This window comes from Streptomyces millisiae (assembly GCF_031845425.1).
In the GTDB taxonomy this organism is placed as follows: domain Bacteria; phylum Actinomycetota; class Actinomycetes; order Streptomycetales; family Streptomycetaceae; genus Streptomyces; species Streptomyces millisiae.
Window position 1 is genome coordinate 21,297 of sequence record NZ_JAVREM010000024.1, and the last position, 23,966, is coordinate 45,262.

The 23,966-nt window shown below is 74.7% G+C and carries 22 protein-coding genes and 2 pseudogenes; 12 read left to right on the forward strand and 12 right to left on the reverse strand.

The window, feature by feature from the left end; translation table 11 throughout:
- Positions 1–38 precede the first annotated feature (38 nt).
- From RNC47_RS18830 to RNC47_RS37775, 3 genes and pseudogenes are all read right to left on the reverse strand, one after another.
- Entirely contained in the window at positions 39–833 is a 795-nt protein-coding gene (locus tag RNC47_RS18830) for a serine protease (RefSeq protein WP_311600258.1), read from the reverse strand.
- A 270-nt stretch (positions 834–1,103) separates the two neighbouring features.
- Positions 1,104–1,286: pseudogene (locus RNC47_RS37770) on the reverse strand (helix-turn-helix domain-containing protein); the annotation flags it as partial.
- Positions 1,287–1,952: 666 nt separating this feature from the next.
- Positions 1,953–2,480, reverse strand: a pseudogene (locus RNC47_RS37775) (ATP-binding protein); the annotation flags it as partial.
- Between the two features lie 154 nt (positions 2,481–2,634).
- On the opposite strand from RNC47_RS37775, the gene RNC47_RS18840 reads away from it, so the two are divergent.
- The 5 genes from RNC47_RS18840 to RNC47_RS18860 all read left to right on the forward strand — a co-directional run bounded on the left by RNC47_RS18840 (position 2,635) and on the right by RNC47_RS18860 (position 6,592).
- Positions 2,635–3,054, forward strand: a complete 420-nt coding sequence (locus RNC47_RS18840) for a helix-turn-helix domain-containing protein (RefSeq protein WP_311600262.1) — start codon at positions 2,635–2,637, stop codon at positions 3,052–3,054.
- Positions 3,055–3,160: 106 nt separating this feature from the next.
- Positions 3,161–4,090 (forward strand): ABC transporter ATP-binding protein, encoded by a 930-nt coding sequence (locus RNC47_RS18845; RefSeq protein WP_311600264.1) that lies wholly within the window; start codon positions 3,161–3,163, stop codon positions 4,088–4,090.
- Entirely contained in the window at positions 4,087–4,806 is a 720-nt protein-coding gene (locus tag RNC47_RS18850; RefSeq protein WP_311600266.1) for an ABC transporter permease, read from the forward strand. Before RNC47_RS18845 ends, RNC47_RS18850 begins: the two co-directional genes overlap by 4 nt.
- Positions 4,803–5,930, forward strand: a complete 1,128-nt coding sequence (locus RNC47_RS18855; RefSeq protein WP_311600268.1) for a sensor histidine kinase — start codon at positions 4,803–4,805, stop codon at positions 5,928–5,930. Before RNC47_RS18850 ends, RNC47_RS18855 begins: the two co-directional genes overlap by 4 nt.
- Positions 5,927–6,592, forward strand: coding sequence for a response regulator transcription factor (locus RNC47_RS18860; protein ID WP_311600270.1), 666 nt, complete (start codon positions 5,927–5,929; stop codon positions 6,590–6,592). Before RNC47_RS18855 ends, RNC47_RS18860 begins: the two co-directional genes overlap by 4 nt.
- 52 nt (positions 6,593–6,644) lie before the next feature.
- On the opposite strand, the gene RNC47_RS18865 is transcribed toward RNC47_RS18860, so the two are convergent.
- Both RNC47_RS18865 and RNC47_RS18870 read right to left on the reverse strand, forming a co-directional pair.
- Positions 6,645–7,253, reverse strand: coding sequence for a ClpP family protease (locus tag RNC47_RS18865; RefSeq protein WP_311600272.1), 609 nt, complete (start codon positions 7,251–7,253; stop codon positions 6,645–6,647).
- Between the two features lie 2 nt (positions 7,254–7,255).
- On the reverse strand, positions 7,256–7,888 hold the full coding sequence (locus tag RNC47_RS18870) for a ClpP family protease (protein ID WP_311600273.1): 633 nt from the start codon (positions 7,886–7,888) through the stop codon (positions 7,256–7,258).
- Between the two features lie 272 nt (positions 7,889–8,160).
- On the opposite strand from RNC47_RS18870, the gene RNC47_RS18875 reads away from it, so the two are divergent.
- Positions 8,161–9,894, forward strand: a complete 1,734-nt coding sequence (locus RNC47_RS18875; RefSeq protein WP_311600275.1) for a cellulase family glycosylhydrolase — start codon at positions 8,161–8,163, stop codon at positions 9,892–9,894.
- A gap of 17 nt (positions 9,895–9,911) precedes the next feature.
- Here RNC47_RS18875 and RNC47_RS18880 read toward each other — a convergent pair whose 3' ends face one another.
- On the reverse strand, positions 9,912–11,327 hold the full coding sequence (locus RNC47_RS18880) for a protein kinase domain-containing protein (protein ID WP_311600277.1): 1,416 nt from the start codon (positions 11,325–11,327) through the stop codon (positions 9,912–9,914).
- 259 nt (positions 11,328–11,586) lie between these two features.
- Here RNC47_RS18880 and RNC47_RS18885 point away from each other — a divergent pair, with 259 nt between their 5' ends.
- From RNC47_RS18885 to RNC47_RS18895, 3 genes are read left to right on the forward strand one after another with little or no spacing between them, the layout of a single operon-like run.
- Positions 11,587–11,820 (forward strand): hypothetical protein, encoded by a 234-nt coding sequence (locus RNC47_RS18885; RefSeq protein ID WP_311600279.1) that lies wholly within the window; start codon positions 11,587–11,589, stop codon positions 11,818–11,820.
- A complete protein-coding gene (locus tag RNC47_RS18890; protein ID WP_311600280.1) occupies positions 11,817–12,557 on the forward strand; it encodes an ABC transporter ATP-binding protein in 741 nt (246 codons plus the stop codon). Before RNC47_RS18885 ends, RNC47_RS18890 begins: the two co-directional genes overlap by 4 nt.
- Before the next feature lie 5 nt (positions 12,558–12,562).
- Complete coding sequence (locus tag RNC47_RS18895; RefSeq protein ID WP_311600283.1) at positions 12,563–15,064, forward strand: ABC transporter permease; 2,502 nt, start codon at positions 12,563–12,565, stop codon at positions 15,062–15,064.
- Between the two features lie 16 nt (positions 15,065–15,080).
- On the opposite strand, the gene RNC47_RS18900 is transcribed toward RNC47_RS18895, so the two are convergent.
- Positions 15,081–15,605, reverse strand: a complete 525-nt coding sequence (locus RNC47_RS18900; RefSeq protein WP_311600285.1) for a DinB family protein — start codon at positions 15,603–15,605, stop codon at positions 15,081–15,083.
- Positions 15,606–15,697: 92 nt separating this feature from the next.
- Here RNC47_RS18900 and RNC47_RS18905 point away from each other — a divergent pair, with 92 nt between their 5' ends.
- Positions 15,698–16,672: a helix-turn-helix transcriptional regulator gene (locus RNC47_RS18905; protein WP_311600287.1), complete on the forward strand. Its 975-nt coding sequence runs from the start codon at positions 15,698–15,700 to the stop codon at positions 16,670–16,672.
- Between the two features lie 115 nt (positions 16,673–16,787).
- Here RNC47_RS18905 and RNC47_RS18910 read toward each other — a convergent pair whose 3' ends face one another.
- The gene (locus RNC47_RS18910; protein WP_311600358.1) at positions 16,788–17,567 is read right to left on the reverse strand and encodes a LysR substrate-binding domain-containing protein; all 780 of its coding nucleotides are present in this window, start codon (positions 17,565–17,567) and stop codon (positions 16,788–16,790) included.
- Between the two features lie 72 nt (positions 17,568–17,639).
- Here RNC47_RS18910 and RNC47_RS18915 point away from each other — a divergent pair, with 72 nt between their 5' ends.
- Together RNC47_RS18915 and RNC47_RS18920 are read left to right on the forward strand one after the other, a co-directional pair.
- A complete protein-coding gene (locus RNC47_RS18915; RefSeq protein ID WP_311600289.1) occupies positions 17,640–18,080 on the forward strand; it encodes a DUF5997 family protein in 441 nt (146 codons plus the stop codon).
- A gap of 245 nt (positions 18,081–18,325) precedes the next feature.
- Positions 18,326–18,922, forward strand: a complete 597-nt coding sequence (locus RNC47_RS18920; protein WP_311600290.1) for a hypothetical protein — start codon at positions 18,326–18,328, stop codon at positions 18,920–18,922.
- Positions 18,923–19,017: 95 nt separating this feature from the next.
- Here the strand turns inward: RNC47_RS18920 and RNC47_RS18925 are convergent, their stop codons facing one another.
- The 4 genes from RNC47_RS18925 to RNC47_RS18940 are packed head-to-tail and all read right to left on the reverse strand — an operon-like array spanning position 19,018 to position 23,938.
- Positions 19,018–20,937, reverse strand: coding sequence for an FAD/NAD(P)-binding protein (locus tag RNC47_RS18925; protein WP_311600291.1), 1,920 nt, complete (start codon positions 20,935–20,937; stop codon positions 19,018–19,020).
- Positions 20,934–21,737, reverse strand: a complete 804-nt coding sequence (locus tag RNC47_RS18930; RefSeq protein ID WP_311600292.1) for an ABC transporter ATP-binding protein — start codon at positions 21,735–21,737, stop codon at positions 20,934–20,936. Before RNC47_RS18930 ends, RNC47_RS18925 begins: the two co-directional genes overlap by 4 nt.
- Positions 21,734–22,858 (reverse strand): FecCD family ABC transporter permease, encoded by a 1,125-nt coding sequence (locus RNC47_RS18935; RefSeq protein WP_311600293.1) that lies wholly within the window; start codon positions 22,856–22,858, stop codon positions 21,734–21,736. The genes RNC47_RS18930 and RNC47_RS18935 overlap by 4 nt, the downstream gene beginning before the upstream one ends.
- Before the next feature lie 6 nt (positions 22,859–22,864).
- Positions 22,865–23,938 (reverse strand): ABC transporter substrate-binding protein, encoded by a 1,074-nt coding sequence (locus RNC47_RS18940; protein ID WP_311600294.1) that lies wholly within the window; start codon positions 23,936–23,938, stop codon positions 22,865–22,867.
- Positions 23,939–23,966 lie beyond the last annotated feature (28 nt).

A 23,966-nucleotide genomic window follows, 5' to 3' on the forward strand; every position in this document is an offset into this window, starting at 1 on the left:
GCGGCGGGCATGCACCGGGCCGGACGCCGGTTCGGTGGTCAGGAGCCGAGCTGTGCGGCCACGTCGTCCGCGTAGCTGGTCAGCCGGGTGTAGACGCCCGGGTAGCCGGCGCGGGCGCAGCCGTAGCCCCAGGAGACGACGCCGGCCAGCCTGCCGTCAAGCACCAGCGGCCCGCCGCTGTCGCCCTGGCAGGTGTCCACGCCACCCTGCGGCAGCCCCGCGCAGACCATGGCCGCCGCGTCGAACTCCGCGCCGTAGGACTCGTCGCAGTCGGCGTCCGTCACGGTGGGCACCACGGCGGTGCGGAGCTGGTTGGAGGACGGGCCGTTCTCCCGGGTGGTGCCCCAGCCCACGATCCGCGCCGAGCTGCCCGCGGCGTAGACGTCGGTGTCCGTGGCGCCCACGTAGGGCAGCGTCTGGTACGGCATGGCCTCGGCCAGCGTGATGACCGCGACGTCGTTGGTGATCGTGGCGCTGTCGTACTCCGGGTGCACCCAGATGTCGCTGGCCTCGATCTCGGTGCCGTCGGTGCCGTTGCGGTAGGTGCGGCCGCCCACCACCACGACGTCCTCCGCGTCCTCGCCCTCCATACAGTGCGCCGCGGTGACCACCTTGGTCGAGGTGACCAGGGTGCCGCCGCAGTACTGGTAGCCGCTGGTGTCCGTGATCTGCATGACGTACGGGTAGGCCGCGGCCGTGGTGGTGGAGCCGCCGACGATCGGCTGGGGGGCGGCGCTCGCGGCGGGCGCGGTCAGGACGGCGGCGACGGTGGCGACCGAGGCGGCCGCGGCGACGGTGGCCAGGGCACGACGGCCCGCGGGCAGGAGGGACATGCTTCTCCTCAGGGTGGTGTGGGGGTGGAGGGGAAGTACCGACGGAGAGGAACGGTGGGGGGAAGGGGTGGGGGCGCGGCGTCGTTGCCTGGCGCGAAGGGCCCCACCGCGTGGGCGCGTCGGCTCGGGTTCGCGCGACGCGACGCGTGGTCGCTTCACGCTAGCCGGCCCGGGAGACGGCGCCCAAGAGGGGAACTCCCCATAATCGGGGGCCCCTTGGCGTCCCGGTGCGGACCCCACATGGGGAAAACCCGCTGTGGGGCGTGGGGTTCAGGCCGGCGCGCCGGCCGCGAGCCGAACCACGTCCACCCGGGAACGGACGCCGAGCTTGCGGTAGACCCGGGTCAGGGTGGCCTCGACCGTCTTGACGCTCACGCACAGCCGGGCGGCTATCTCCCGGTTGGTGCCGCCCTCCGTCACCAGGCCGACCACCCGGCGCTCCATCTCGGCGAGCGCCGCGAACGGGCCGCCGCCACCGCCCACCGCGTCCCGGCCGCGCGCCGGCTGGATGGCGGGGGAGGGGCGGGCGGCGCCCGCCGTGAGCGCCGTGAGCGCCGCGAGGCGCTGGTCCTGCGACGCCTCGGCGCGCAGCGCGGCCGGCAGCAGCGGATGCGTGAACCGCACCACCCCGTCCTCGGCCGGCGGCTCCACCACCCGCAGCCGGACCGCCTCGGCCACCTCCACCACGGCCCGTGGCCGCCCGGCCGCCCGCAGCGAGTCCACGGTGGGCGACGCGGGCCCGAGCCCCACCCCCAGGCTCGCCAACAGCAGCGTCTCGCGGGCGCCCGGCGACAGCGGGCCGAGCAACCGACGTGCCTCCGCCCGTAGGTGGGCGGGCATCGGCAGCGGCTCGCCGGGGCGGGGCACCGCGCGCCCGCCGGCGACCGCGCGGGCCAGCTCCAGGGCGAAGTGCGGGTTGCCGCCGCTGGTGCGGTGGATCTCCCGCAATGCCCAGCCGGGGACGCCCGCCGCCAGGCGCCGCCCGAGCAGCTCCGCGAGCCGCCCGAACTCCAACGGCTCCACCGGCAGTTCCTCCGCCGGCTGGGGCAATGCGCGTAGATGAAGGGCGACGTCGCCACCCGTCAGCGGAGTGCGCACGGTGGCCACCACGCCGACCGGCAGCCGCCGCACCCGGCGCGCCGCGAAGGCCAACAGCTCGGCGCTCGGCCGGTCCAGCCACTGCAGGTCGTCGATGGCGAGCACCACCGGCCTGCCCGGCCGGGCCAGGGCCCGCAGCAGCGACAACACCGCGAGCCGCAGGGCGAGTTCGCCCTGCCGCCGGGACACGGCCGGCGGACCGCCGGTGAGCGCCGCGTCCAGCGCGGCGCGCTGCGCGGCCGGCAGCGCGTCGACGGCGGCCAGGCCCGACTCGTCGAGCTGGTCGTACAGGTCGATCAACGCCAGGAACGGCAGCCGTGACTCGGCGCGCGCCGGCGCGCAGCGCAGTACCAACGCGCCGTCCCGGTCGGCGCGGTCGGCCAGCGCTTCGAGCAGCGCCGTCCGGCCGATGCCGACCGGCCCGGACAGCAGCACCGCCCGGCCGCGGCGCAGCCGGTCCCCGGCGCGCGCCAACAGCTCGGTCCGGCCCACGAGGGGCCCCTCGGCGCCGAGCTCGGGTGGGGGACGGCCGTCCGCTGTGTCGAGCACCGATCAATACTGATCGAAACCCCGGCCGCCGCTCAATACGACGTCATCGGACCTTCACGTCCGGACCGCGGCGCGCCGGTTCGTCCCGGGGCGTTCGCGGAGCGCGTACCGCGCGACGGCTGCCCCCGCCGCGCGGCGTTCCTACCCTGGGGGGATGAGCGACCACGCCCCGAAACCCGCCCCCGACGAGGCGGAGCACGCCGCCCGCGTCGTTCCCCTGACCCCGCGCCCGGAGGCGCCCCGCGCCAAGGAGCCGCTGTGGCGGCACCTGGTCGGCGACGTGCTGCGCCACGAACGCCGGACCCAGGAGCGGACCCTCAAGGACGTGGCCGACGAGGCCCGCATCTCCATGCCGTACCTCTCCGAGCTGGAGCGCGGTCGCAAGGAGGCCTCGTCCGAGGTGCTCGCCGCCGTCGCCCGCGCCCTCGGCCTCAGCCTGGCCGAGCTCCTCGCCCGCGCCCACGGCCGACTCGCCCCCGCGCCCCGCACCACCACCTCCTCCGTCACCCGCCTCGCCCCCCGCCACGGCCGCACCCCCGGCCGCCACTCCAGCGAACTGCGCCTCGCGGCGTAGCCGCGTAGCCGCGCGGCCGCGCGGCGGTGTTCTCCCCCTCTGGTCGGAGTTCGGTTTTCGACCGTGGGCGGATGACCTGGAGACCACCGCGCCCGAGGCTTCGGGTATGACTTCTTCACGAACAGTTGCCGGGGGCTCGGCGGCCATCAGGGTCGAAGGGCTGACCAAGCGTTATGGCCGTGGAACGGCGGTGGACGACCTGTCGTTCACGGTCGGGCCCGGCAGGGTGACGGGATTCTTCGGCCCGAACGGGGCAGGGAAGACGACCGCGCTCAAGGTGGTCGTCGGACTGGCGCGGCCGACAGCGGGCCGAGCGTTCGTCCGGGGCACGCCGGTCACGACGAGCAGGCCCGACGCGCGCCTGCTCGGCGTGGCCATCGAGCCGTGCGGGGCCCATCCCGGCCGAACCGGTCGGGCGCACCTGCTGTCGCTGGCCGCGCTGGCCGGACTACCCCGCCGCCGGGTCGGCGAGGTCCTGGAACTCGTCGGCTTGGAGGAGGCGGCCAAGGGCCGGGTCGGGAAGTACTCGATGGGCATGCGCCAGCGGCTCGGGCTCGCCGCGGCACTGCTGGGCGATCCGGAGATCCTGGTGCTGGACGAGCCGGTGAACGGCCTGGACCCGCAGGGCATCCGCTGGTTGCGCACGCTGCTGCGGGAGCGGGCCGCGAACGGTGGCACCGTCCTGCTGTCCAGCCACATGCTGGGCGAGGCGGCCCAGACCGTCGACGACGTGATCGTGATCGACCGGGGCCGGCTGGTCCACGAGGGCGCGATCCGGGACCTCGAACGGTCCGGGGAGAGCGTGGTCGTCGTGCGCACCACCGAGGCCGAGCGCCTGTCGAAGTTGGTGGTCGCGGCCGGTGGCCGCGCGGAACGCGATGACGATGCCGGAGGGGGGCTGCGGGTCGAAGGGCTCGACGCCGCGGAGGTCGCACGGCTGGCCCACCGCGACGGCATCCTGCTGGAGGAGGTCGTCCAGCGGACCGCGTCGCTCGAGGACGTGTTCTTCGGTCTCACCGGAGGGGCGGACCGTTGAGCCATCTGCTGCGAGGCGAACTGATCAAGACCGTGACCACCCGGACCGTGCTGGGCTTCGCGGTGGGCGGGATCGCGTTCGCGGTCCTCAACGTCCTGGCGGTCGCGGTGTGGTCGGGCACGCTGGACGAGGTGCCCGAGAAGGCGGAGGCCCTGTCGGCGTTGCCGATCCTGCTCCTGCTCTGGGGGTTGGTCGGTACGGCCGGGGAGCATCGACACCGGACGGCCGCACCGGCGGCTCTCGTGGCCCGCCGGGACCGCGGGGTGGTGCTGGCGGCGCGCATCGCCGCCTACGCGCTGACCGGGCTCCTGCTCGGCACGCTGACCACCACGGTGTCGGTCGGGCTCGCGTTGCCGCTGCTGAGCGACCAGCCGGGCCCCGACCTCACCTCGGGAGACGTCGGTGCCGTCGTGGCGGGCAACCTCACGGCGTTCGTCCTGTCCGCGATCCTGGGCGCCGCCCTCGGCGCCCTGATACGCAACCCGGTCCTGGGCGTGGTCGTCCTGCTGATCGTGAACTTCGCCGTGGTCCCGCTGCTGTCCGACGTCTGGGAATCGGGGATCAACCTCACGCCGTTCGGCGCGGCCGGGATCCTGAGCCGGATGACGCACAACACGACGCTGTCGGTGGCCGAGGCGGGATGGGTACTGGCCGCGTGGACGGTCGCGGCCACGCTTGTCGCGGTCATCGTCGAGCGACGGCGCGATCTGGCGTGAACCGGCACCTTCGGCGGGCCCGGGCGGCGTACGGCCAGCTGGTCGCGCGCCGCTCGGCGCTGTTCGACATCGCGCTGGCGGCCATCACGACCGCGGTGGAGCTGGGGCTGCTCTTCGACGACGACACCCGGGTCCGCCCGACCCCGGTCGTGGTGACGGTGCTGGCCGGTTCCCTCCTGCTCGTCCGCCGCCGCGCGCCCCTGGCCGTCCTCGTCGCGGCCTGTGCGGGGGCCGCGGTGCTCGTGCCGCTGGGCTACTCCCCGGGCGGGGCACTCGTGGTGGTCGCCCTCGCCTCGCTCGCGGACCTGCGTGACCGAAGGGTCTCGGGAGCGGCGCTCGTCCCGACGACGCTGTTCCTCCTGTCGGCGAGCATCTCCTCGCCGCCCATCCCGATCGCCGCGTGGGCCCTCGGCTCGTACCTGCAGACCCGGCGGCGCTACACCTGGGCGCTGGAGGACCGTGCGGCCACCCTGGAACGGGAGCGCGAGCAACTCGACCAGATCGCGGCACAGCGGGAACGCACGGCCATCGCCCGCGAACTCCACGACATCGTCGCGCATTCGGTCACCGTCATGCTGATCGGCGTGCGCGGTGCCCGGGACGTCCTGCCGACCGAGCCTCGGGTCGCGGCCGAGACCCTGGAACGGGTCGAGGCCAGCGCGGAGCAGAGCCTGGCCGAGCTGCGCCGGATCCTCGGCCTGCTGCGCACGACCGACGACGGCGCGCAGTGGCGACCACCGCCGTCGCTCGACCAGCTCGCCGAGCTGGTTTCCGAATACCGGACCGCCGGGATGCCGGTGCGGCTGGAGCTGACCGGCGAGGCCCGGCCGCTGGCCGTCGGCCTCGAACTGTCGGCCTACCGGATCGTCGAGGAGGCGCTGACCAACGTGCTCAAACACGCCGACCCCACCCGGGTCACGGTGACGCTCCACTACGGGCGGACGCGGATGGACGTCAGGGTCGAGGACGACGGCGGCGGCCGCGGCCCGGCCCCGGCGGGCGCCGGACACGGCATCCGCGGGATGCGGGAACGCGCGGCGGTGGCGGGCGGCAGCCTGGACGCCCGCCCCACCGCCGACGGATTCCTGGTGACCGCCCGGCTCCCCGTCGAGGATGTGGCATGACCATCCGCCTGCTGATCGCCGACGACCAGGAACTGATCCGCACCGGCCTCCGGCTGTTCCTGCAGACCCAGCCCGACCTTCAGGTCGTCGGGGAAGCCGCCGACGGCCGCGAGGCACTCGCCCAGGCCGCCGCGCTGCGCCCCGACGTGGTCCTGATGGACATCCGCATGCCGCGCATGGACGGCGTCGAGGCCACCTCCCGGCTGACCGCCTCCGGAGCCTCGTCCCGGGTGCTGATCCTCACGACCTACGACCTGGACGAGTACGTCTTCGGCGCACTCCGGGCGGGCGCGTCGGGTTTCCTGCTCAAGGACGCCTCACGGGACCGCCTGCTGGAGGCGATCCGCGTCGTGCACGCCGGTGAGGCCCTGCTGTCGCCGTCGGTCACCCGCAGGCTGATCCAGGACTACGCCACCCGCACCGAACCGCTCCGGCCCCCGACCAGGCTGCTGGCCGCGCTCACCCCCCGGGAGCGCGAGACGCTCCTCCTGGTGGCCAGGGGCCTGTCGAACCCGGAGATCGCCGCGCACCTGGTCGTGACCGAGGCCACGGTGAAGAGCCACATCGGCAGCGTGTTCGCCAAGCTCCAACTGCGCGACCGCGCCCAAGCCGTGGTGTTCGCCTACGAGAACGGCGTCGTCCACCCGGGCGGCCCGGGCTGAGCCGCCCGACCCCGCGCCGGCCAGGCGCCCCGCGTCGCCCGACCCGCGCCGGTCAGGCGCCCGGAAGTGACGGTCGGCGGGTCAGGACCTGGTCCGCGAGGCCGTACCGCACCGCCTCGTGGGCCGTGAACACCCGGTCCCGGTCCATGTCGGCGCGGAGCGTGGCGACGTCGTGCGGCGTGTGGCGGGCCAGCACCTCCTCCACCTGCGAGCGGATCCTGACCATCTCCTTGGCCTGGAGGCTGAGGTCGGAGACCGTTCCCTGCCGGCCGCCGCTCGCCGGTTGGCCGAGCAGCACCCTGGCGTGTTCGAGCACCACCCGCCGGCCCGGGTCGCCGCCGGCGAGCAGCACGGCGGCCGTGGACGCCGCCTGCCCGACGCAGATGGTGGAGATCGGGGAGCTGACGTAGGTCATCGTGTCGTAGATGGCCATCAGCGAGGTGTACGAGCCGCCCGGCGAGTTGAGGTAGATCGAGATCTCGCTCTCCGGGCTCGCCGACTCCAGGTGGATCAGCTGCGCGATGACGACGTTCGCCACGCCGTCGTCGATCTCGGTGCCGAGGAAGATGACGCGCTCGGAGAGCAGCCGGCTGTAGATGTCGTAGGCGCGCTCGCCGTTCGGGGTGCGCTCGACCACGGTCGGAATCGTGTACTGGCTCATCCTCAGAACCCCGTCCTTCGCTGAAGGCCGGCCGGCCGCACGTCGTCGAGCGACGTCAGCACGTGGTCGACCAGCCCGTACTCCTTGGCCTCCTCGGCCGTGAACCAGCGGTCGCGGTCGCCGTCCCTGGCGATGGTCTCGGGGGACTGGCCGCTGTGCTCCGCGGTGATCCGCTCGATGGTCCGCTTGGTGTGCTCTAGGTTCTCCGCCTGGATCTCGATGTCCGCCGTGGTCCCGCCGATGCCGGCGGACGGCTGGTGCATCATGACGCGGGCGTGCGGCAGCGCGTAACGCTTGCCGGCCGCGCCCACGGTGAGCAGGAACTGTCCCATGCTGCCGGCGAACCCCATGGCGAGCGTGGCCACGTCGTTGGGGATCAGCCGCATCGTGTCGTAGATGGCGAGCCCGGCGTGCACCGAGCCGCCCGGGCTGTTGATGTAGAGGCTGATGTCGGCCTTGGGGCTCTCGGCCGAGAGCAGCAGGAGTTGGGCGCAGATCCGGTTCGCCGACACCTCGTCGACCTGCGTGCCGAGGAACACGATCCGCTGGGTGAGCAGGCGGGCCGCGAGATGGTCGTCGAACCGGCTGGGCGGGGTGTCCCCGTCCGTCGCCCGGATGGGCAGGGTTGCTGTCATCGGTCCTCCCTGTCGGGGTTCGCGGGGCGCGGCGCCGGCGCGCCGGGCCGCTCTCCTCCCACCCTCGGCCCGTTCCGGCGCGCGCCGAAGGTTTCTCGGCCCGTGGCAGATCTCCTCTCAGCCGAGCGCCAGCCGGGGGCGCGCGACCGCTTATGCGAACGGCGTTCGACAGCTAGCATCCGGAGCTTGACTGGGAGCGCTCCCAACCGCCCGGGCTCCCAACCGTTTTCGCCCCACCCCCCACCCCGCGGCATCGAACGGAAGGGACGACCGTGCAGAGCCGTACGCCTCCCCCGCTCATCCCCCTCCTCACCCCCCTGCTGACCGCCCTCACCGCGCTGGCGATCCTGCTCGGCCTGGCGGTCGCCGCCCCCACCGCCCACGCGGCCGAGGACCGCCGGCCGCCGGCCGTCGCCTCGGCCCAGTCCACGGTCGCGGCCATGCAGCCCGGCTGGAACCTCGGCAACACCCTCGACTCCACCGGCTCGGACGAGACCTCGTGGGGCAACCCGCGGGTCACCCGCGAGCTGCTGCGCTCCATCAGGGCGCAGGGCTTCAACAGCGTGCGGATCCCGGTGACCTGGAGCCAGCACCAGGGCGCGGCGCCCTCCTACTCCATCGACCCGGCCTACCTGGCCCGGGTCAGGGAGGTCGTCGACTGGGCGCTGGCCGAGGGGCTCTACGTGCTGATCAACGTGCACCACGACTCCTGGCAGTGGGTGATGAACCTGCCGACCCAGCACGACGCCGTGCTGGCCCGGTTCACCGCCACCTGGACCCAGATCGCGAACACCTTCCGCGGCTCCTCCGACCGGCTGCTCTTCGAGAGCATCAACGAGCCGTTCTTCGAGGGCAGTTCGGGTGACGCCCAGAACGCCCAGCTGCTGCACGAGCTCAACACCACGTTCCACGGCGTCGTCCGGCGCTCCGGCGGCAACAACGCCAGCCGGATCCTGGTGCTGCCGACCCTGCGCACCAACGCGGACCAGGCCAGGCTCGACGAACTGACGGCCACCTTCACGGCGCTGAACGACCCCAACCTGGTGGCCACCGTGCACTTCTACGGCTTCTGGCCGTTCAGCGTGAACGTCGCCGGCTACACCCGGTTCGACGCGGAGACCCAGCAGGACCTGGTCAACACCTTCGACCGGGTCCACAACGCGTTCACGGCCCGCGGCATCCCGGTGATCGTCGGCGAGTACGGGCTGCTCGGCTTCGACCGCCACACCGGCGTCATCGAGCAGGGCGAGAAGCTGAAGTTCTTCGAGTTCCTCGGCAACTACGCGCGCTCGCGCCAGCTCACCACGATGCTGTGGGACAACGGCCAGCACTTCAACCGGACCACGCTCCAGTGGAACGACCCGAGCCTCTTCCGGCAGATCAGGTCCAGCTGGACCACGGCCTCGTCGACGGCCGCGACCGACCAGATCTTCGTCCGCCGCGGCCAGACCCCGGCCGCCGCGACCATCGCCCTGAACCTCAACGGCAACACCCTGAGCTCGCTCCACCACGGCTCGACCCAGCTGGTGCGGGGCACCGACTACACGGTGAGCGGCGACCGGCTCACCATCACGGGGCCCACCCTGGCCCGGCTCACCGCCTCCGGGGCCTACGGCGTCAACGCCGTGCTGTCGGCCCGCTTCTCGCGCGGCGTGCCGTGGGACCTGAACGTCATCACCTACGCCCCGCCGACCGTGCGCGCCGCCAGCGGCACGACGAACGGGCTGACCATCCCGACCGCGTTCAACGGCGACCAACTGGCCACCATGGAGGCGGTCTACTCGGACGGCGGCTTCGCCGGGCCGCACAACTGGACCTCGTACAAGGAGTTCGGCGCCGCGTTCTCGCCGAACTACAGCGGGGGCGAGATCACCCTGCCCGCCGCGTTCTTCGCCGAGGTCCGCGACAACTCCACGGTCACGCTGACCTTCCACTTCTGGAGCGGCACCACCGTCCGCTACACCCTCACCCGCTCCGGCTCCACGGTCACCGGCACCCCGGCCTGACGCCGGGGTCCAGGACCCTAGGACCGGGCCGCCGGCTGGGTGTTGGCGGCGTGCAGGTCGATCATGGTCCGCACCGGCGGCGGCAGCCAGGCGTCGACGGTGGCGGCCCACGGGTTGGCCAGCCGCTCACTGATCTCGGCCACGCTCGGCCGGGCCGCGGGATCGGGCGCCAGACAGCCCTGCACGAGATCCCGCAGCCCGGCCGGCAGCATGCCGAGGGCCGCCTGGACCGGCTGCCCGTCGGCGAGCGCCGCGATGCCACCGACGTGGCACAGCACCATGCCGTACGCGTACACGTCGGTGGCGGGCGTGACCGCCCCGCCGGTCAGCTGCTCGGGCGCGAGGAAGCCGGGCGTGCCGACGACGTGTCCGGTGCGGGTCAGGGCGGTGCTGTCGACGGCGCGGGCGATCCCGAAGTCGATGACGCGGGGGCCGCCCTCGGAGACGATGATGTTGCTCGGCTTCAGGTCGCGGTGGATGATGCCGCAGCCGTGGATGCCCTGCAGGGCCTCGGCCACCCCGCCCGCGATCATGTACAGGGTGGGCGCGGGCAGCGCGCCGTGCCGGTTGATGACGTACTGGAGCGAGGGGCCCGGGATGTACTCGGTGGCCAGCCACGGCGGTTCGCCGGCCGGGTCGGCGTCGACCACGGCCGCGGTGCGGACGCCGCCCACCCGCCTGGCGGTCTCGACCTCCCGCGCGAACCGCCGGCGGAACGCGTCGTCGGCCTCGAACTGGCCGCGGATCACCTTGACCGCCACCAGCCGCTGGTCCGGTGAGCGGCCCAGGAAGACCGTGCCCATCCCGCCCTCGCCGAGCCGCGCGACCAGGTCGTAGGCGCCGACCCGGCGCGGGTCGCCGCTCTCCAGCGGCCACTGTCCCGTCTCGGCGGGGCCAGCGGCCCGGGGGCCGCGCGCGGCGGGTCCCGCGTCGACCGGGTCGACGAGGATCCGGTCGATCCGGACGCCCCAGGCCGCCGCGGACGCGCTCAACTCCTCGTGCAGCGTGGTGCCGATCCGGGTGCGCGAGCCGAGCGCCTGCTCCCGGTCCAGCGAACCGACGTGCGCCCGCACCGAGTTGTCGACCTGCTGCTGCAACGCCTGCTCGTGGTCGGCGACCTCGTACATCGCCTGCACCGGGTCGAACACCTCGACGTAGAGGGTGATGTCGACGCTCAGCTGGCCCCCGTCCCTGGTGGCCACCGGCGCCGACGTCATCCGCACCACCCGCAGCCTGGTCTCGACGCGGTGCGCGACCTTCTCCAGCCACGGGATGACCAGGTTCCAGCCCGGCCGCAGCGTCCGGTGGTAGCGGCCGAACCGTTCGACGAGGAAGACCTGCCCGGCCGGGACGGACTTCGCCGCGGCGATCCCCAGCACGATGAGCAGCGGCAGGCCGACCGCGTTGGCGATCAGGGTGATGACGAGATCCAAGGCCACTCCTCGGCCGGGGTGTGGTGCACGACACGGACGACGCGGCCAAGACTACGGTTCGCCGTTCCTCGGCCGTGACGCCAACGACCCTTCGCCGCAAGGCTGTTGCTTGTCAATTCGGTCGTTCCCGAGTCCGGGGGGTACAGCCCGCTGTAGTCCCGATCGGGTGGCCAGCGGGCTCGGCCGCCGCCCCCCGCCGTCACTAGTTTCGTTGCTCGTCAGCCCAGCCGAGACCGAACCACCGTGACGGGAGCCCGACATGGACGACCCCTACCTCCTCACCGGCGACACCGCGAGCGCCCCCACGCCGCCCGCCGCCGCCCGGCCCGGGCTGCTGCCGGGGCTGCTCTGGCTGGTCCTGGCGGTCAGCGTGGTCGGCAACTCCGTGGGCTCGCTGGCCGGAGCGCCGACCGCCGCCCACCTCGCCTTCGGCACGGTCACCGCGCTCAGCGGGGCGGCCCTCGTCGCGCTCCGCCTCAGGTCGCGCCGGTGAGCGCCACCGCCACCCGGCCGGCCCCCGCGATCGTCCTCACCCGGGTCGGCAAGACCTACCCGGGCGGGGTGCGCGCCCTGCGCGACGTGTCGCTGACCGTGGAACGCGGCACCTTCCTCGCCGTGATGGGCCCCTCGGGCTCCGGCAAGAGCACCCTGATGCACTGCGCCGCCGGGCTCGACGTGCCGAGCGAGGGCGGCGTCGCCGTCGACGGGCACGAGATCGGCCGGCTGAACGAGACGCGCCGCACCGAACTGCGCCGGGAGCGCGTCGGGTTCGTCTTCCAGTCCTACAACCTGGTGCCCTCGCTCAGCGTCGCAGAGAACATCACCCTGCCGCTGCGGCTCGCCGGCCGCGCCCCGGACCGGGAGTGGGTGAACGCGCTGGTGGAGCGGGTCGGCCTCGCCGGCCGGCTCGGCCACCGACCGACCGAGCTCTCCGGCGGGCAGCAGCAACGCGCCGCCATCGTCCGGGCCCTGGTGGCCAGGCCGGCCGTGGTGTTCGCCGACGAGCCGACCGGCGCGCTCGACCTGCGCACCGCCCACCAGGTGCTCGACCTGCTGCGCGACCTCGTCGACGAACTGCGGCAGACCGTCGTGATGGTCACCCACGACCCGGCCGCCGCCGCGCGGGCGCACCGCGCCCTGGTGATGGCCGACGGCCGCGTCGTGGACACCCTCGACCGGCCCACCGCCGTCGAACTCGCCGACCGACTCGTCGCCCTCGGAAAGGACTGAGCCCCATGCTGCGTCTCGCGGCGGACATGGCCAGACGCCGGATCACGGCCCTGCTCGCCGTGGCGTGCGCGGTGCTCGGCGGCGCCGCGCTGATCACCGCGACCGGCGTGCTCGCCGAGTCCGGGCTCCGCTCCCACCTGCCGGCCGGCCGGCTCGGCGACGTGGACGTGGTGGTCGCCGCCGACCAGACGTTCAGGCCCGGCGGCGACCTGCCGATCGCGCTCCCCGAACGCGGCCGGGTGCCGGCCGGGCTCACCGACCGCCTCGCCGAGCTGCCGGGCGTCACCGCGGCCGTCGGCGACCTCGGCTTCCCCGCCGCGCTCCTCGCCGCCGACGGCCGGGTCGTGGCGACCGAGGACCCGGCGACCGCCGGGCACGGCTGGGCGTCGATCGGCCTGTTCGCCGACCCCGAGGTCGCCGGCGCGCCGCCGGCCGGCGCCGGCGAGGTCGCGCTCGACGCCGCCCTCGCCGCCGCCGGCGCCGTGCGCGCCGGCGACCGGGTCCTGGTCTCCGCGGCCGGCCGGACCGCCGAGTACCGCGTCTCCGCCGTGGTCGACGCGCCGGGGGCCGGCCTGCTCTTCGCCGACCCGACCGCCGCCGACCTCGCCGGCCGCCCCGGCACGGTCGACCTCGTCGGGCTGCGCGCCGAGCCGGGCGGCGTCGCGGCGCTCGCCGCCGCGGTACGGGACGAACTCGCCGAGGAACCCGGCCTCACGGTCGCCACCGGCGCGGACCGCGGCGACCTCGCCGAGCCCGAGGCCGGCGCCGCGCGCTCCCTGCTGATCCTGCTCGCCGGCTCGCTGTCCGGCGTCGTGCTGCTGGTCACCGGCTTCGCCATGGCCGGCGCGCTGGCCGTCTCCGTCGCCGGGCAGCGCCGCGAACTCGCCCTGATGCGGGCCGTCGGCGCGACCCCGAAGCAGATCCGCCACCTCGCCGCCGCCCAGGCGAGCATGATCGCCGCCGTCGTCCTGGTGCCCGGCGTCGCCCTCGGCTACCCGCTGGCCGAGCGGTTCAGGGCCGCGCTCGCCGAACGCGGCGTCCTGCCGGAGGCCCTGCCGCTCACCCGCGGCCCGCTCCCGGCGCTCCTCACCGTCCTCCTGGTGGCGGCCGTCGTCCAGGTGTCGGCCAGGGGCGCCGCGTGGCGCACCTCCCGGCTGCCGGCCACCGAGGCGGTCGCCGAGTCGCGCGTCGAGCCGCGCGCCCCGTCCCGCCTCCGCACCCACGCCGGCCTGCTGGTGATCGCCGCCGCGACCACCCTCTCGGTCGCGCCGCTGCTGGCGCGGAACGCGCTCGGCGCGGCCGCCACCTCGATGGCCGGCATCGTCGGGGCGATCGGCCTGGCCATGGCGGGCCCGGCGCTGGTCGGGCGGGCGAGCGGTGCCCTCGCCAGGCGGCTGCCGGCCCGCGCCTCGGCCGCCAGCTGGCTGGCGACGGCCAACGTCCGCGGCCACGCGCCGCGCCTGGCCGGCGTCGTCAGCGCCGTCGGCATGGCGGTCGCCTTCGTCCTCACCTACGTCCTCGCCCAGACCACCGTGCTGGCCGCCGCCGACGCCGACGTCCACGACGGCACCCTCGCCCAGCACCGGATCGCCGCGCCGGCGCTCGGCGGGCTGCCCGCCGACGTGCTGCCGGAGGTGCGGGCGACCCCCGGCGTCCGGGCCGCGGTCCCGGTCGGCACCACCACCGTGATCCACTCCTACCGGATGCTCGGCGAGACCGAGGTGGAGTCGGCGTCCGCGCTGGTCCTCACCCCGGACGCGCCGGCCGTCCTCGACCTCGACGTGCGGTCCGGCAGCCTGGCCGACCTCACCGGCGACACCGTCGCGGTCAGCGAGGACGTCGCCCGCACCCGCGACGCGGGGCTCGGCTCCCGGGTGAGCCTGGTGCTCGGCGACGGCACCCCCGTCGAGGCCCGCGTCGTCGCCGTCTACGCCCGCGGCCTCGGCTTCGGACCGATCGCGCTCTCCCGCGACCTCGCGGCCGGCCACACCACCAGCGACCTCGACCAGAGCCTGCTGGTCCGCGCCGACGACGCGGCGGGCGCCGAGGCCGCCCTCGCCGAACTCGTCGCCGCCCGCCCGGGACTCACCCTGGAGGCGACCGCCCTCGACACCGGCGGCGAGGCCCCGCCCGAGGTCTGGATGAACCTGGCCGTCGTCGTGGTCCTCCTCGGCTACCTCCTGCTCACCATCGCCAACCGGCTCGTCGCCACCACCGCCCAACGTCGCGAGGAGATCGCCGCGCTCCGCCTCATCGGCACCACGCCCCGGCAGATCCGCGCCATGATGCGGCGCGAGGCCGCGATCGTCACCGCCGCCGCGCTCGCCGCCGGGCTGGCCCTCTCCGCCGTCCCGCTCGCCCTCCTCGGCCAGGGCTTCCTGGACCGACCCTGGCCGGCGGGACCCGGCTGGCTGCTGCCGGCGGCCGCCGCCACGGTCGCCGCCGTCGCCTTCCTCACCACCGAACTCCCCACCCGCCGGGCGCTGCGCGCCGCGCCCACCGGCTGAGCCGCGGGACCGCCGGTCACGCCATCGTCTTCGCCCCGTCCAGGGCCTCGCGGACGATGTCGGCGTGGCCGGCGTGCTGCGCGGTCTCCGCGATGATGTGCAGCAGCGCCCGGCGGGCCGACCAGCGGGCGCCCGGCTCCCACCACGGGGCCTCCGGCAGCGGGTGGTCGACGCTCAGGTCGGGGAGGGTGGCCACCAACTCGTCCGTCCTGCGGGCCGTCTCCTCGTACTCGGCCAGCACGCCCGCCAGCGTCTCGCCCGGCAGCAGCCGGAACTCGTCGGCGAGCCTGGCCTGGTTGGCCTCGTCGGTGAAGTCGCCGAGCGCCGAGGGACCCTTCTCGATGAACGCCACCCAGCCCCGCTCCTGCGCGGAGACGTGCTTGATCACCCCGGCCAGGCACAGCTCGCTGACGGTGGTCCGCCGGGTGGCCTGCTCGTCGGTGAGGTCCCGCGCCGTGTGGCGCAGGAAGTGCCGGTGCAGCGCCAGCGTCTCCAGCAGGTCGGCCCGCTCCGAGTCCAGCTTCGCGTCCTGAACGGTCATGATCTCCGCCTTCCGGTCTCTCCGTCGGTCGAGAACGACGCTATGGGCCCCTCCGGCCACTTCCTGACCTGAATTACGGGAGACTCACTCGTATGGCGAACACCAGCTCCCGGACCCTGCGGCTGCTCTCCCTGCTCCAGACCCACCGCTACTGGCCCGGCACCGAACTGGCCGACCGACTCGGCGTCTCGGTCCGCACCCTGCGCCGGGACGTCGACCGGCTGCGCGAACTCGGCTACCCGGTCGAGGCGCGGCGCGGCGTCGAGGGCGGCTACCAGCTGGCGGCCGGCGCCGCGCTGCCGCCGCTGGTGATCGACGACGACGAGGCCGTCGCCCTGGTCGTGGCGCTGCGGGCCGGCGCGCAGGGCGGGGCGGAGGGGATCGCGGAGCCGTCGGTCCGGGTCCTGTCCAAGGTGACGCGGGTGCTGCCGGCCCGACTGCGGCGGCGCGTGGAGGCCCTGCACGCGATGACGGTGCCGGCCGGCTGGGGGGCCGCCGGCGACGCCTCCTTCGACCCGGCCGCCCTCACCGTCCTCGCGCTGGCCTGCCGGGACGACGAGCAGCTCCGCTTCACCTACACCGCCGCGTCCGGCGAGCCCACCGAGCGGCACGTCGAACCGCACCGCCTGGTCTGCCTCGGCCGCCGCTGGTACCTCGTCGCCTACGACCTCACCCGGCACGACTGGCGCACCTTCCGGATCGACCGGCTCTCCGCGCCCCGCACCACCGGCGGCCGCTTCCGCCCCCGGCCGCTGCCGGCGGCCGACGCCGCCGAGTTCGTCCGCCGCGGCCTGCGGGAGCTGCCGCGCCCCCACCGGGTGGAGGTGCTGGTCGACGCCCCCGCCACGACCGTCCGCGCCCGCGTCGGCCGCTGGGGCACGGTCGAGGAGGTCGACGCCACGCGCTGCCGACTGCTGATGACCGCCGACACCCTGAACTGGCCCATGCTGGCGCTCGGCTCCCTGAACGCCGACTTCACCGTCCTCGGCCCACCAGAACTCCACACCGAACTCCACACCTGGGCCACCCGCTTCACCCGCGCGGCGCTGGCGCCTGACGGCGCCTGACGCCACGACGCCTCGCCCGCCGGCGCTCGGCGCGGCTTCGGAAACGGCGGGACCGACCGCGCGGCGCCTGCCGGCGGCGGACGGCTGGCCGGCGCGCGGCGCGCGCCCGGCGTGGCTACGAACGGCGGCGGCCGCCGCCGCGGCGGCCGCCTGTGGTTCCGGAGCCGCGTCGGGCGCCGGTGTTCTGACGTCTGCCCTGCGACGCGCCGCCCTTCGACTGCGCCTTGCCCTTGGCACTCTTGGCGCCTGCGGCGCCTGCGGCGCCCTTCGCCGCGGTCTCCTTCTGGCGGCCTCGGGAGCTGTTGACCGTCCGGCCGCGGACGATGCCGATGAAGTCCTCCATCAGCTCCGTGGTCCTGTCCTCCCGCCACGACAGGCCGACCCGTGACTCGGGGACGCCGGTGAGCGGCCGGTAGGTGAGGTCCCTGCGGTGGTACAGGCGGGCGAGCGACTGCGGCACGACCAGCAGCCCCACCCCCGCCGCGACCAGTTCGACGGCGTCCGCCGTCGTGGCGGGGCGCTCGTTCGCGGCGCGCCCCGGTGGCCGTTCCCAGTCGAGCGTGTCGTCGAGCGGGTGCAGCACCAGCTCGTCGGCGAGGTCCTCGACCGACACCTCGTCGACCGCCGTCACCACGTGGTCCTTCGGCACCACGACCACGGTCGTCTCGGTGTAGAGCGGGATCACGCTCAGGTCCGTCCGGTCGGTCGGCAACCGGAGGAAGCACGCGTCGGCCTCGCCCGCGCGCAGCGCGTCGGACGCCTCGGCCGCCGGCACCCCGGCGAGCGTCAGCGGGACGTCCGGCATCCGCTCGCCCCAGATCCGCACCCACTTGCCCGGGGTCACGCCCGGCACGTACGCCAGCCGGAACGAGGTGGCCGCTTCCGATTCCGTCACGACGTCCGTCATCCCGCCAGGCTAACCGGTCCTGGTCCGAGGGCCGGGCGCGCGCTCGTTACCCTTGGCGGCATGACCTCGCACCGGACCTCCCAGACGATGAAGCCCGCCACCGCGGCGAAGAAGCTGGAGGTCTACCTCCCGGCCACCCCCGCCGAGTTCCAGGAGGGCGTCGTCACGCGCGCCGAGTTCGACGCGCTGCAGACCGACCCGCCGCAGTGGCTGCGGGACCTGCGCCGTGACGGACCGCACCCCCGCCCGGTGGTTGCGGCCAGGCTCGGCGTCTCCATCGCGGGGCTGGCGCGGGGCGGGGTCACCGAGGCCCTCACCACCAAGCAGATCGAGGCGCTGCGCAGCGACCCGCCGGAGTGGCTGGAGCGGGAGCGCGCCACCCAGGCCGAGGTCCGCAAGGAGGCGGACCGCATCAGGGAGAAGCGGGAGAAGCAGGAGAAGCGGGAGAAGCGGGAGAAGGCCGCGGCGCGGGACGCCGGGCGCGGTCGCCCCCGCTCCTGACGCGCGCCGGCCATCACCGACCAGGACGGAGCGTTCGGGGCCACGCAGGTGCGGGCCGTCTACCGGTATGACGGCGACCAGCACGCCGGTCCTCGTCGGCCCGGCCTCCTGGCGCCAGGACCGCGCACCGTCACGGACGTACCAGTCCCGCGCTGATTGCGATGAGCGCGTAACTCCCCATCCTTCCCAGCCCGTTGAGTGAATACTCTCCCCTCGTTCGTCGAAACGCCTCGAGGGGATATCTGATGCGCAGGACCATACGTCTCGCCCTGCCCGCGGTCGCCGTCGCCACCGCGCTCGTGTTGGCCGGCTGCAAGAGCGGCCGTGGCGGCGGCTCGTCGTCCGGCGACCACAGTGGCGGGAGCAGCGGCACCGGCGGCCAGCACGACGATGACGACGACTTCGACATCGACATCGACGGCACCACCGGCGGGGGCACCACCACCACCACCGGCGGCGGCTCGGGCGGCAGGAACGACAACAACACCGTGCCCACCAACGCGCAGCTCGAGGGTGACTGGTACACCGGCGTCGACCCGATGGCCGCCAACCTGGAGATCGAGGCCGGCCAGGTCACGTTCTACGAGGACTTCGACGTCGAGGGCGACGTCTGCCAGGGCGTCGTCAGCGACGGCAGCCTGACGCTGACCAGCTGCGAGCAGTACGGCACCCAGAGCTGGAACGACGACTCGGCCACCCTGGCCCTGTCCGGCGACGTCCTCCAGGTCACCTGGGCCTCCGGCACCACGATGGAGATGCGGAACATCCACACCCCCGGCAGCTTCACCGACGCCGAGCTGGCCGAGCTGGAGGCGACCATCGACCGCCTGAACGGCATGTGAGGGCAGGCAGGGGCAGGCAGGGGCAGGCGAGCGAGGCGAGGCGAGGCGAGGCGGCGCGGCGGGGGCCGGGCCGCACCCCGCCGCCGATCACGCGGTCACGCCGGGGCCGGGGAGTGCGGCCCGGTGTCCTCCCGCACCGCCGCGAGCACCTGGGCGGCGGCCAGGTCGGCGCCGGCCAGCAGCGGCGACGGGGTACCCGGGGTGGCGCCGATGGCCGAGCCGGGCTGCACGCCCTCGGCCGGGATGCCGAGCACGACCACCCGCTCGTCCGCGACGCCGGCCGCGTCCAGGAGGTGGAAGCCGTCCGGGGTGACGTCCAGGGTGCCGCTGGACACCGGCGGGCCCTGGTCGCTGGGCCAGCGGTGCAGCCGCGCCCGCCCCGCGCGCAGCAGCGTGTCGAGCAGCGGGTCGTCGGTGTCGGTGACGATCCCCTTGGACATGCGGGTCTCCACGAAGGCGCGGGCCCGCACCGGCGCGTCCCGCCGCACCGCGGACCGGCCGACGAACGCGCCGTCCTCATGGCTCACCGAGGCGTCCTCGCCGAGCAGTTCGAGCACCCCCGCGTCGATCAGGGCAAGCACCTGGGCGGTGCGGTGCGGCGGCGGACCCGACGCCAGGGCGAGTCCGAGCGGGGTGAACCAGCCGTCGACGTCCCGCGCGACGCTGCCGCCGTCCAGGGCGCCGCGGGTCACCAGCCGCCGCACCGGGCCGCGCAGCGCGGCCATGGCGCGGTTGACGGCGTTGCGGGGGCTGGTGAGGGGGGCGTGCATCGCGTCCAGCTCGTCCTCGACGTGCTCGCGCACCCACCGCCGCCAGGTCTCCTCGCTCACCGGGCCCGGCGAGCGCGGCCGGTCGAGCCGGCCCACGGACAGCGCCCAGCGGTCCGAGGTCACCGCGGCCGCGACCACCTCGTCCACCTCCGCGTCCCGCGTCGCGGCGCGCAGCCGGTCGAGCAGCCCCGCCTCGTCGGTGCCCGGCCGCAGCGCCTCCGGGCGGTGCGCGAGCAGGGTGGAGAGGTGCGCCCAGGCGAACTCCCTGGCGAGCCGCGGCCACACGTCGCGGCGGAAGTCCTGCCCGCGGCCGGCGGCCGTCCGCTCGAACCAGTCGCGGGTGGCGAGCCGGGGCTCGTACCGGGGCGGGAACCCCGTCGGGTAGGTCGCCTTCGACCGGTACGGCAGGCCGCGCCGCGAGCCGGCCACCAGGTGCGGCTCGCGGCCGCTCGGCAGGTAGCGCAGCCGCGCCGGTCGCGCCGGGTCGCCGGCGGGCTCGAAGCGGCCGCCGCGCCCCTCGGTGAGCAGCGCGACGACGTCGAAGAAGTTGGCGCCCAGCCCCGCCACCAGCACGGTCTCGCCGGCCGGCACCAGGTCCCAGTCGCGTTCCGCGGGCATGCCGGGCTCGACGTAGACGAGGCCGTCGCGTTCGGCGGCCGCCACCAGGGACCGCACCCGCGGCGAGCGCTTGGCCTGCACCATGCCCTGGGCCAGCACGACGACGCGGCCGGTCAGCTCGTGACCGTCGGCCAGCCGGACGGCGCGGGACCCGTCCGGGGCCGGCGCCAGGTCCACGGCGGTGCCGATCAGCCGGGTGACCGCCACCCGGCCCGTGGCCTCGGCCCGCGCCAACTGCTCCCGGTAGTACACGCCCTGGATCCGGCGGGTCGGGTAGGACCACGGGCGCAGCTCGGCGGCCTCCGCGGCCACCCAGGCGGGGCGGTCCGGCGGCGGGCTGCTCTCGCGCGCCCAGGTGATCAGGTCGGGGCCCGGCGTCACCGGGCCCGTCATGGGCGTGGACTCGTCGGTGTAGATGGTGGTGTGGGCGCTGTAGGTGTTGTTGAGGAGCAGCGGGGACTGGTCCGTGCGCCAGGTGGCGCCGGCGCCGACCTCCACCCGGTCCACCACGGCCACCCGCACCGGCGGCGCGCCGGCCGGGTGCCGGGCGGCCAGCCGCTCCACGACGGCGACCGCGCGGGGGCCGCCGCCGACCACGACCGCGTCGAAGGCGGCGGCGGCCGTCACGCCGACTCCGCGGCCGTCGCCGTCGCCGGCAGCGGTTCCAGCGCCGCCGGCCGCACCTCGACGCCGTTCTCGCCCCGGGTGACCCGGACGTCGAGTCCGTAGACCCGGCTGAGCACGGCGGCGTCGAACGCCTCGGCCGGCGGCCCGTCCGCGACGACGCGCCCGCCGTCCAGCAGGACCGCCTGGTCGCAGAAGTGCGCCGCGTGGTTGAGGTCGTGGATGGCGATCAGCGCGGTGACGCCCTCCTCCCGGGTCACGGAGCGGACGATCTGCAGCGTCTCGATCTGGTACCGCAGGTCGAGCGCGGACGTCGGCTCGTCCAGCAGCAGCACCCGTGGCCGCTGGGCCAGGGCGCGGGCGATGAGCACCCGCTGGGCCTGCCCGCCGGAGAGCTGGGACAGCGGCCGGTCGGCAAGATCGGTCAGGCCGAGCCGGTCGATCGCGGCGTCCACGACCTCCCAGTCGCGCCGGGTGGGTCGCAGCCCGATGTGCGGGGTGCGGCCGAGCAGCACGGCCTCCCGCACGGTCTGCTCGAAGGGCGTCGCGCCCGACTGCGGGACGTAGGCGACCACGCGCGCGTGCTCGCGGCGGGAGACGGCCAGCAGGTCCTGGCCGGCGAAGGAGACGGTGCCGCCGGCCGGCGCGAGCACCCGGGCGATGATCTTGGTGAGGGTGGACTTCCCCGAACCGTTCGGGCCCAGCAGGGCGCAGAAGCCGCCCTCCGCCACCCGGAGGTCGACGCCCTCCAGGACCGGGTTGCGCCGGTAGGCGAACCGGACCGACGCGACTTCGAGACTCACTGGGCGGCCCTCCTGGTCAGGATCAGGTTGATGAACACGGGGGCGCCGATGAAGGCGACGACGATGCCGACCGGGATCACCGAAGGCGCCAGCACGGTGCGCCCCACCGTGTCCGCGACCACCAGCAGCAGCCCTCCGGTGAGGAAGGAGAACGGCAGCAGGTAGCGGTGGTCGGCGCCGATCGCCAGGCGGGCGATGTGCGGTCCCACCAGGCCGACGAAGCCGATCACGCCGCAGAAGGACACCACGACCGCCGCCAGCACCACCGAGACCACGATCAGCCCCACCCGCACCGCGGTGACGTTGACGCCGAGGCTCTTGGCCGCGTCGTCGCCGGCGAAGGCGATGGCGTTGAGGTCGCGGCTGAACCAGAGCAGCAGCGGCAGCGCCGCCAGCGCGAAGCAGCCCACCACCAGGACGTCGTTCCAGCCGGCGTCGTTCACCGAGCCGAAGGTCCAGCGCACGATGGCCTGGAGGGTGTTCTCGTCGGCCACGAACTGCAGGGCGGCGGTCATCGCCTCGAAGAGCTGGGTGAGCGCGATGCCGAGCAGCAGCAGGGTGGCGGCGGACATCGCCTTGGCGGAGGCCAGGCCGAGGACCAGCGCGGAGACCGCCAGCGCGGTGCCGAGCGCGCTGCCGATGACCAGCCACGAACCCGATCCCGCGGAGCCGCCGGTGACGAGGATCGCCAGCGCGGCGCCGAACGCGGCGGCCGGCGAGACGCCCAGCGTGAACGGGCTGACCAGCGGGTTGCGCAGCAGGCCCTGCATGACCACGCCCGCCATCGAGAGCGCCGCGCCGGCCGCGAAGGCGAGCAGCACCCGGGGCAGCCGCAGGTTGATGATGACCGAGTAGGTCTGGGCGAAGTCGGCGTCCAGCACGCCGCCGAACACGCGGAGGCGGACCGCGCGCCACACGTCGGACAGCCCGGCGTCGGTCGTGCCGGCCGTGACGCACCAGGCGATGACGAGGACGGACAGCACCGTGCCGGCCCAGAGCACCGCCGGCCGACCCGTCCACGCCCGGCGCCGCCGCTCCCGCCCCTCGGACGGCTCGGACGGCTCGGGGGCCGGCGCGCGGGGGACGGGTGCCGCCGCCGTCTCGCCAGCTGAGATGCTCATCTCGCGTCAGCTCACCTTCTGGATGTACGCGTCCTCGCCGGGGAACTCCGTGCCCTGGAACTCCTCGGCCCACCGCGCCAGGTAGTCGCCGGGCTCGACGTCGGCGAACTCCTCGGGGTGCAGCCAACTCGCCAGGTAGAGCGCCCCGATGGCCTTGGACAGGCCGCTGGTGGCCCAGCCGTTGGTCACGAAGACCCGGTCGCCCGTGGTCGCCGAGAGGTCCTGCCAGCCGGCCCGCCCGAGCAGCTCGTCGCGCAGCGTGTCGAACCGCTCCTGCCCCGTCGGCTCGGCGGAGGGCCCGAACTCGTGGACCACGACCTCCGGATCGCGCTCCAGGATCGCGGCGGGGTCCACCGTCGTCTCGGACTGCTCGTCCCCGCCGGTGTCCAGGTCGCCGAAGACGTTCTCGCCGCCCGCGGCCACGATGATCTGGTCGAAGCCCGAGCCGGGCAGCCCGGTCAGGTACGGCTGCTCGGTCTCCCAGTACACGCGCACCGGCTCGGTGCCGGCCACCCGCTCGTCGATCAGCCCGAAGATCTCGTCGTAGAAGCCGGAGACCCGCTCGGCACCCGCCGGCTCGCCGAAGACCTCGCCCAGCAGGTCCACGGTCTCGTGGAACACGTCGAAGTCCCAGGCGGTGGCCACCACCACGGGGATACCGAAGGACTCGAGCTGCTCGCTGGCCTCCTGCCAGGCCCCGTTGCGGGGCAGGATGAACACGTCGGGGTCGAGTTCGACGACCGACTCGTAGTTGATCTCCTGGAGATCCTCGCTGACCACCTCGTCGTCGGCGATGTCCAGGTAGGGCAGCCGGGTCTGCGAGACCCGGTCGAAGCCCACGACCCGGTCGCCCGCCCCGATGGCCTGGGCGAACTCGTTGCCGTAGCTGTTCAGGACGACCGCGCGCTCGGCGGGCCCGTCGAGCTCCACGGTGCGGCCGACGTCGTCGACGACGGTGAGCGAGCCCTCGCGGTCACCGCTGCTCTCCTCCGCTGTGTCCTCGGTGGTGACGGTCCCGCAGGCGCCGGCGAGGAGCGCTACGGCGGTCGCGGCGGTCAGGGCGGACAGGCGTTGTCTCATGACGATTCCGTTCTGTTCTCGGGTCGGA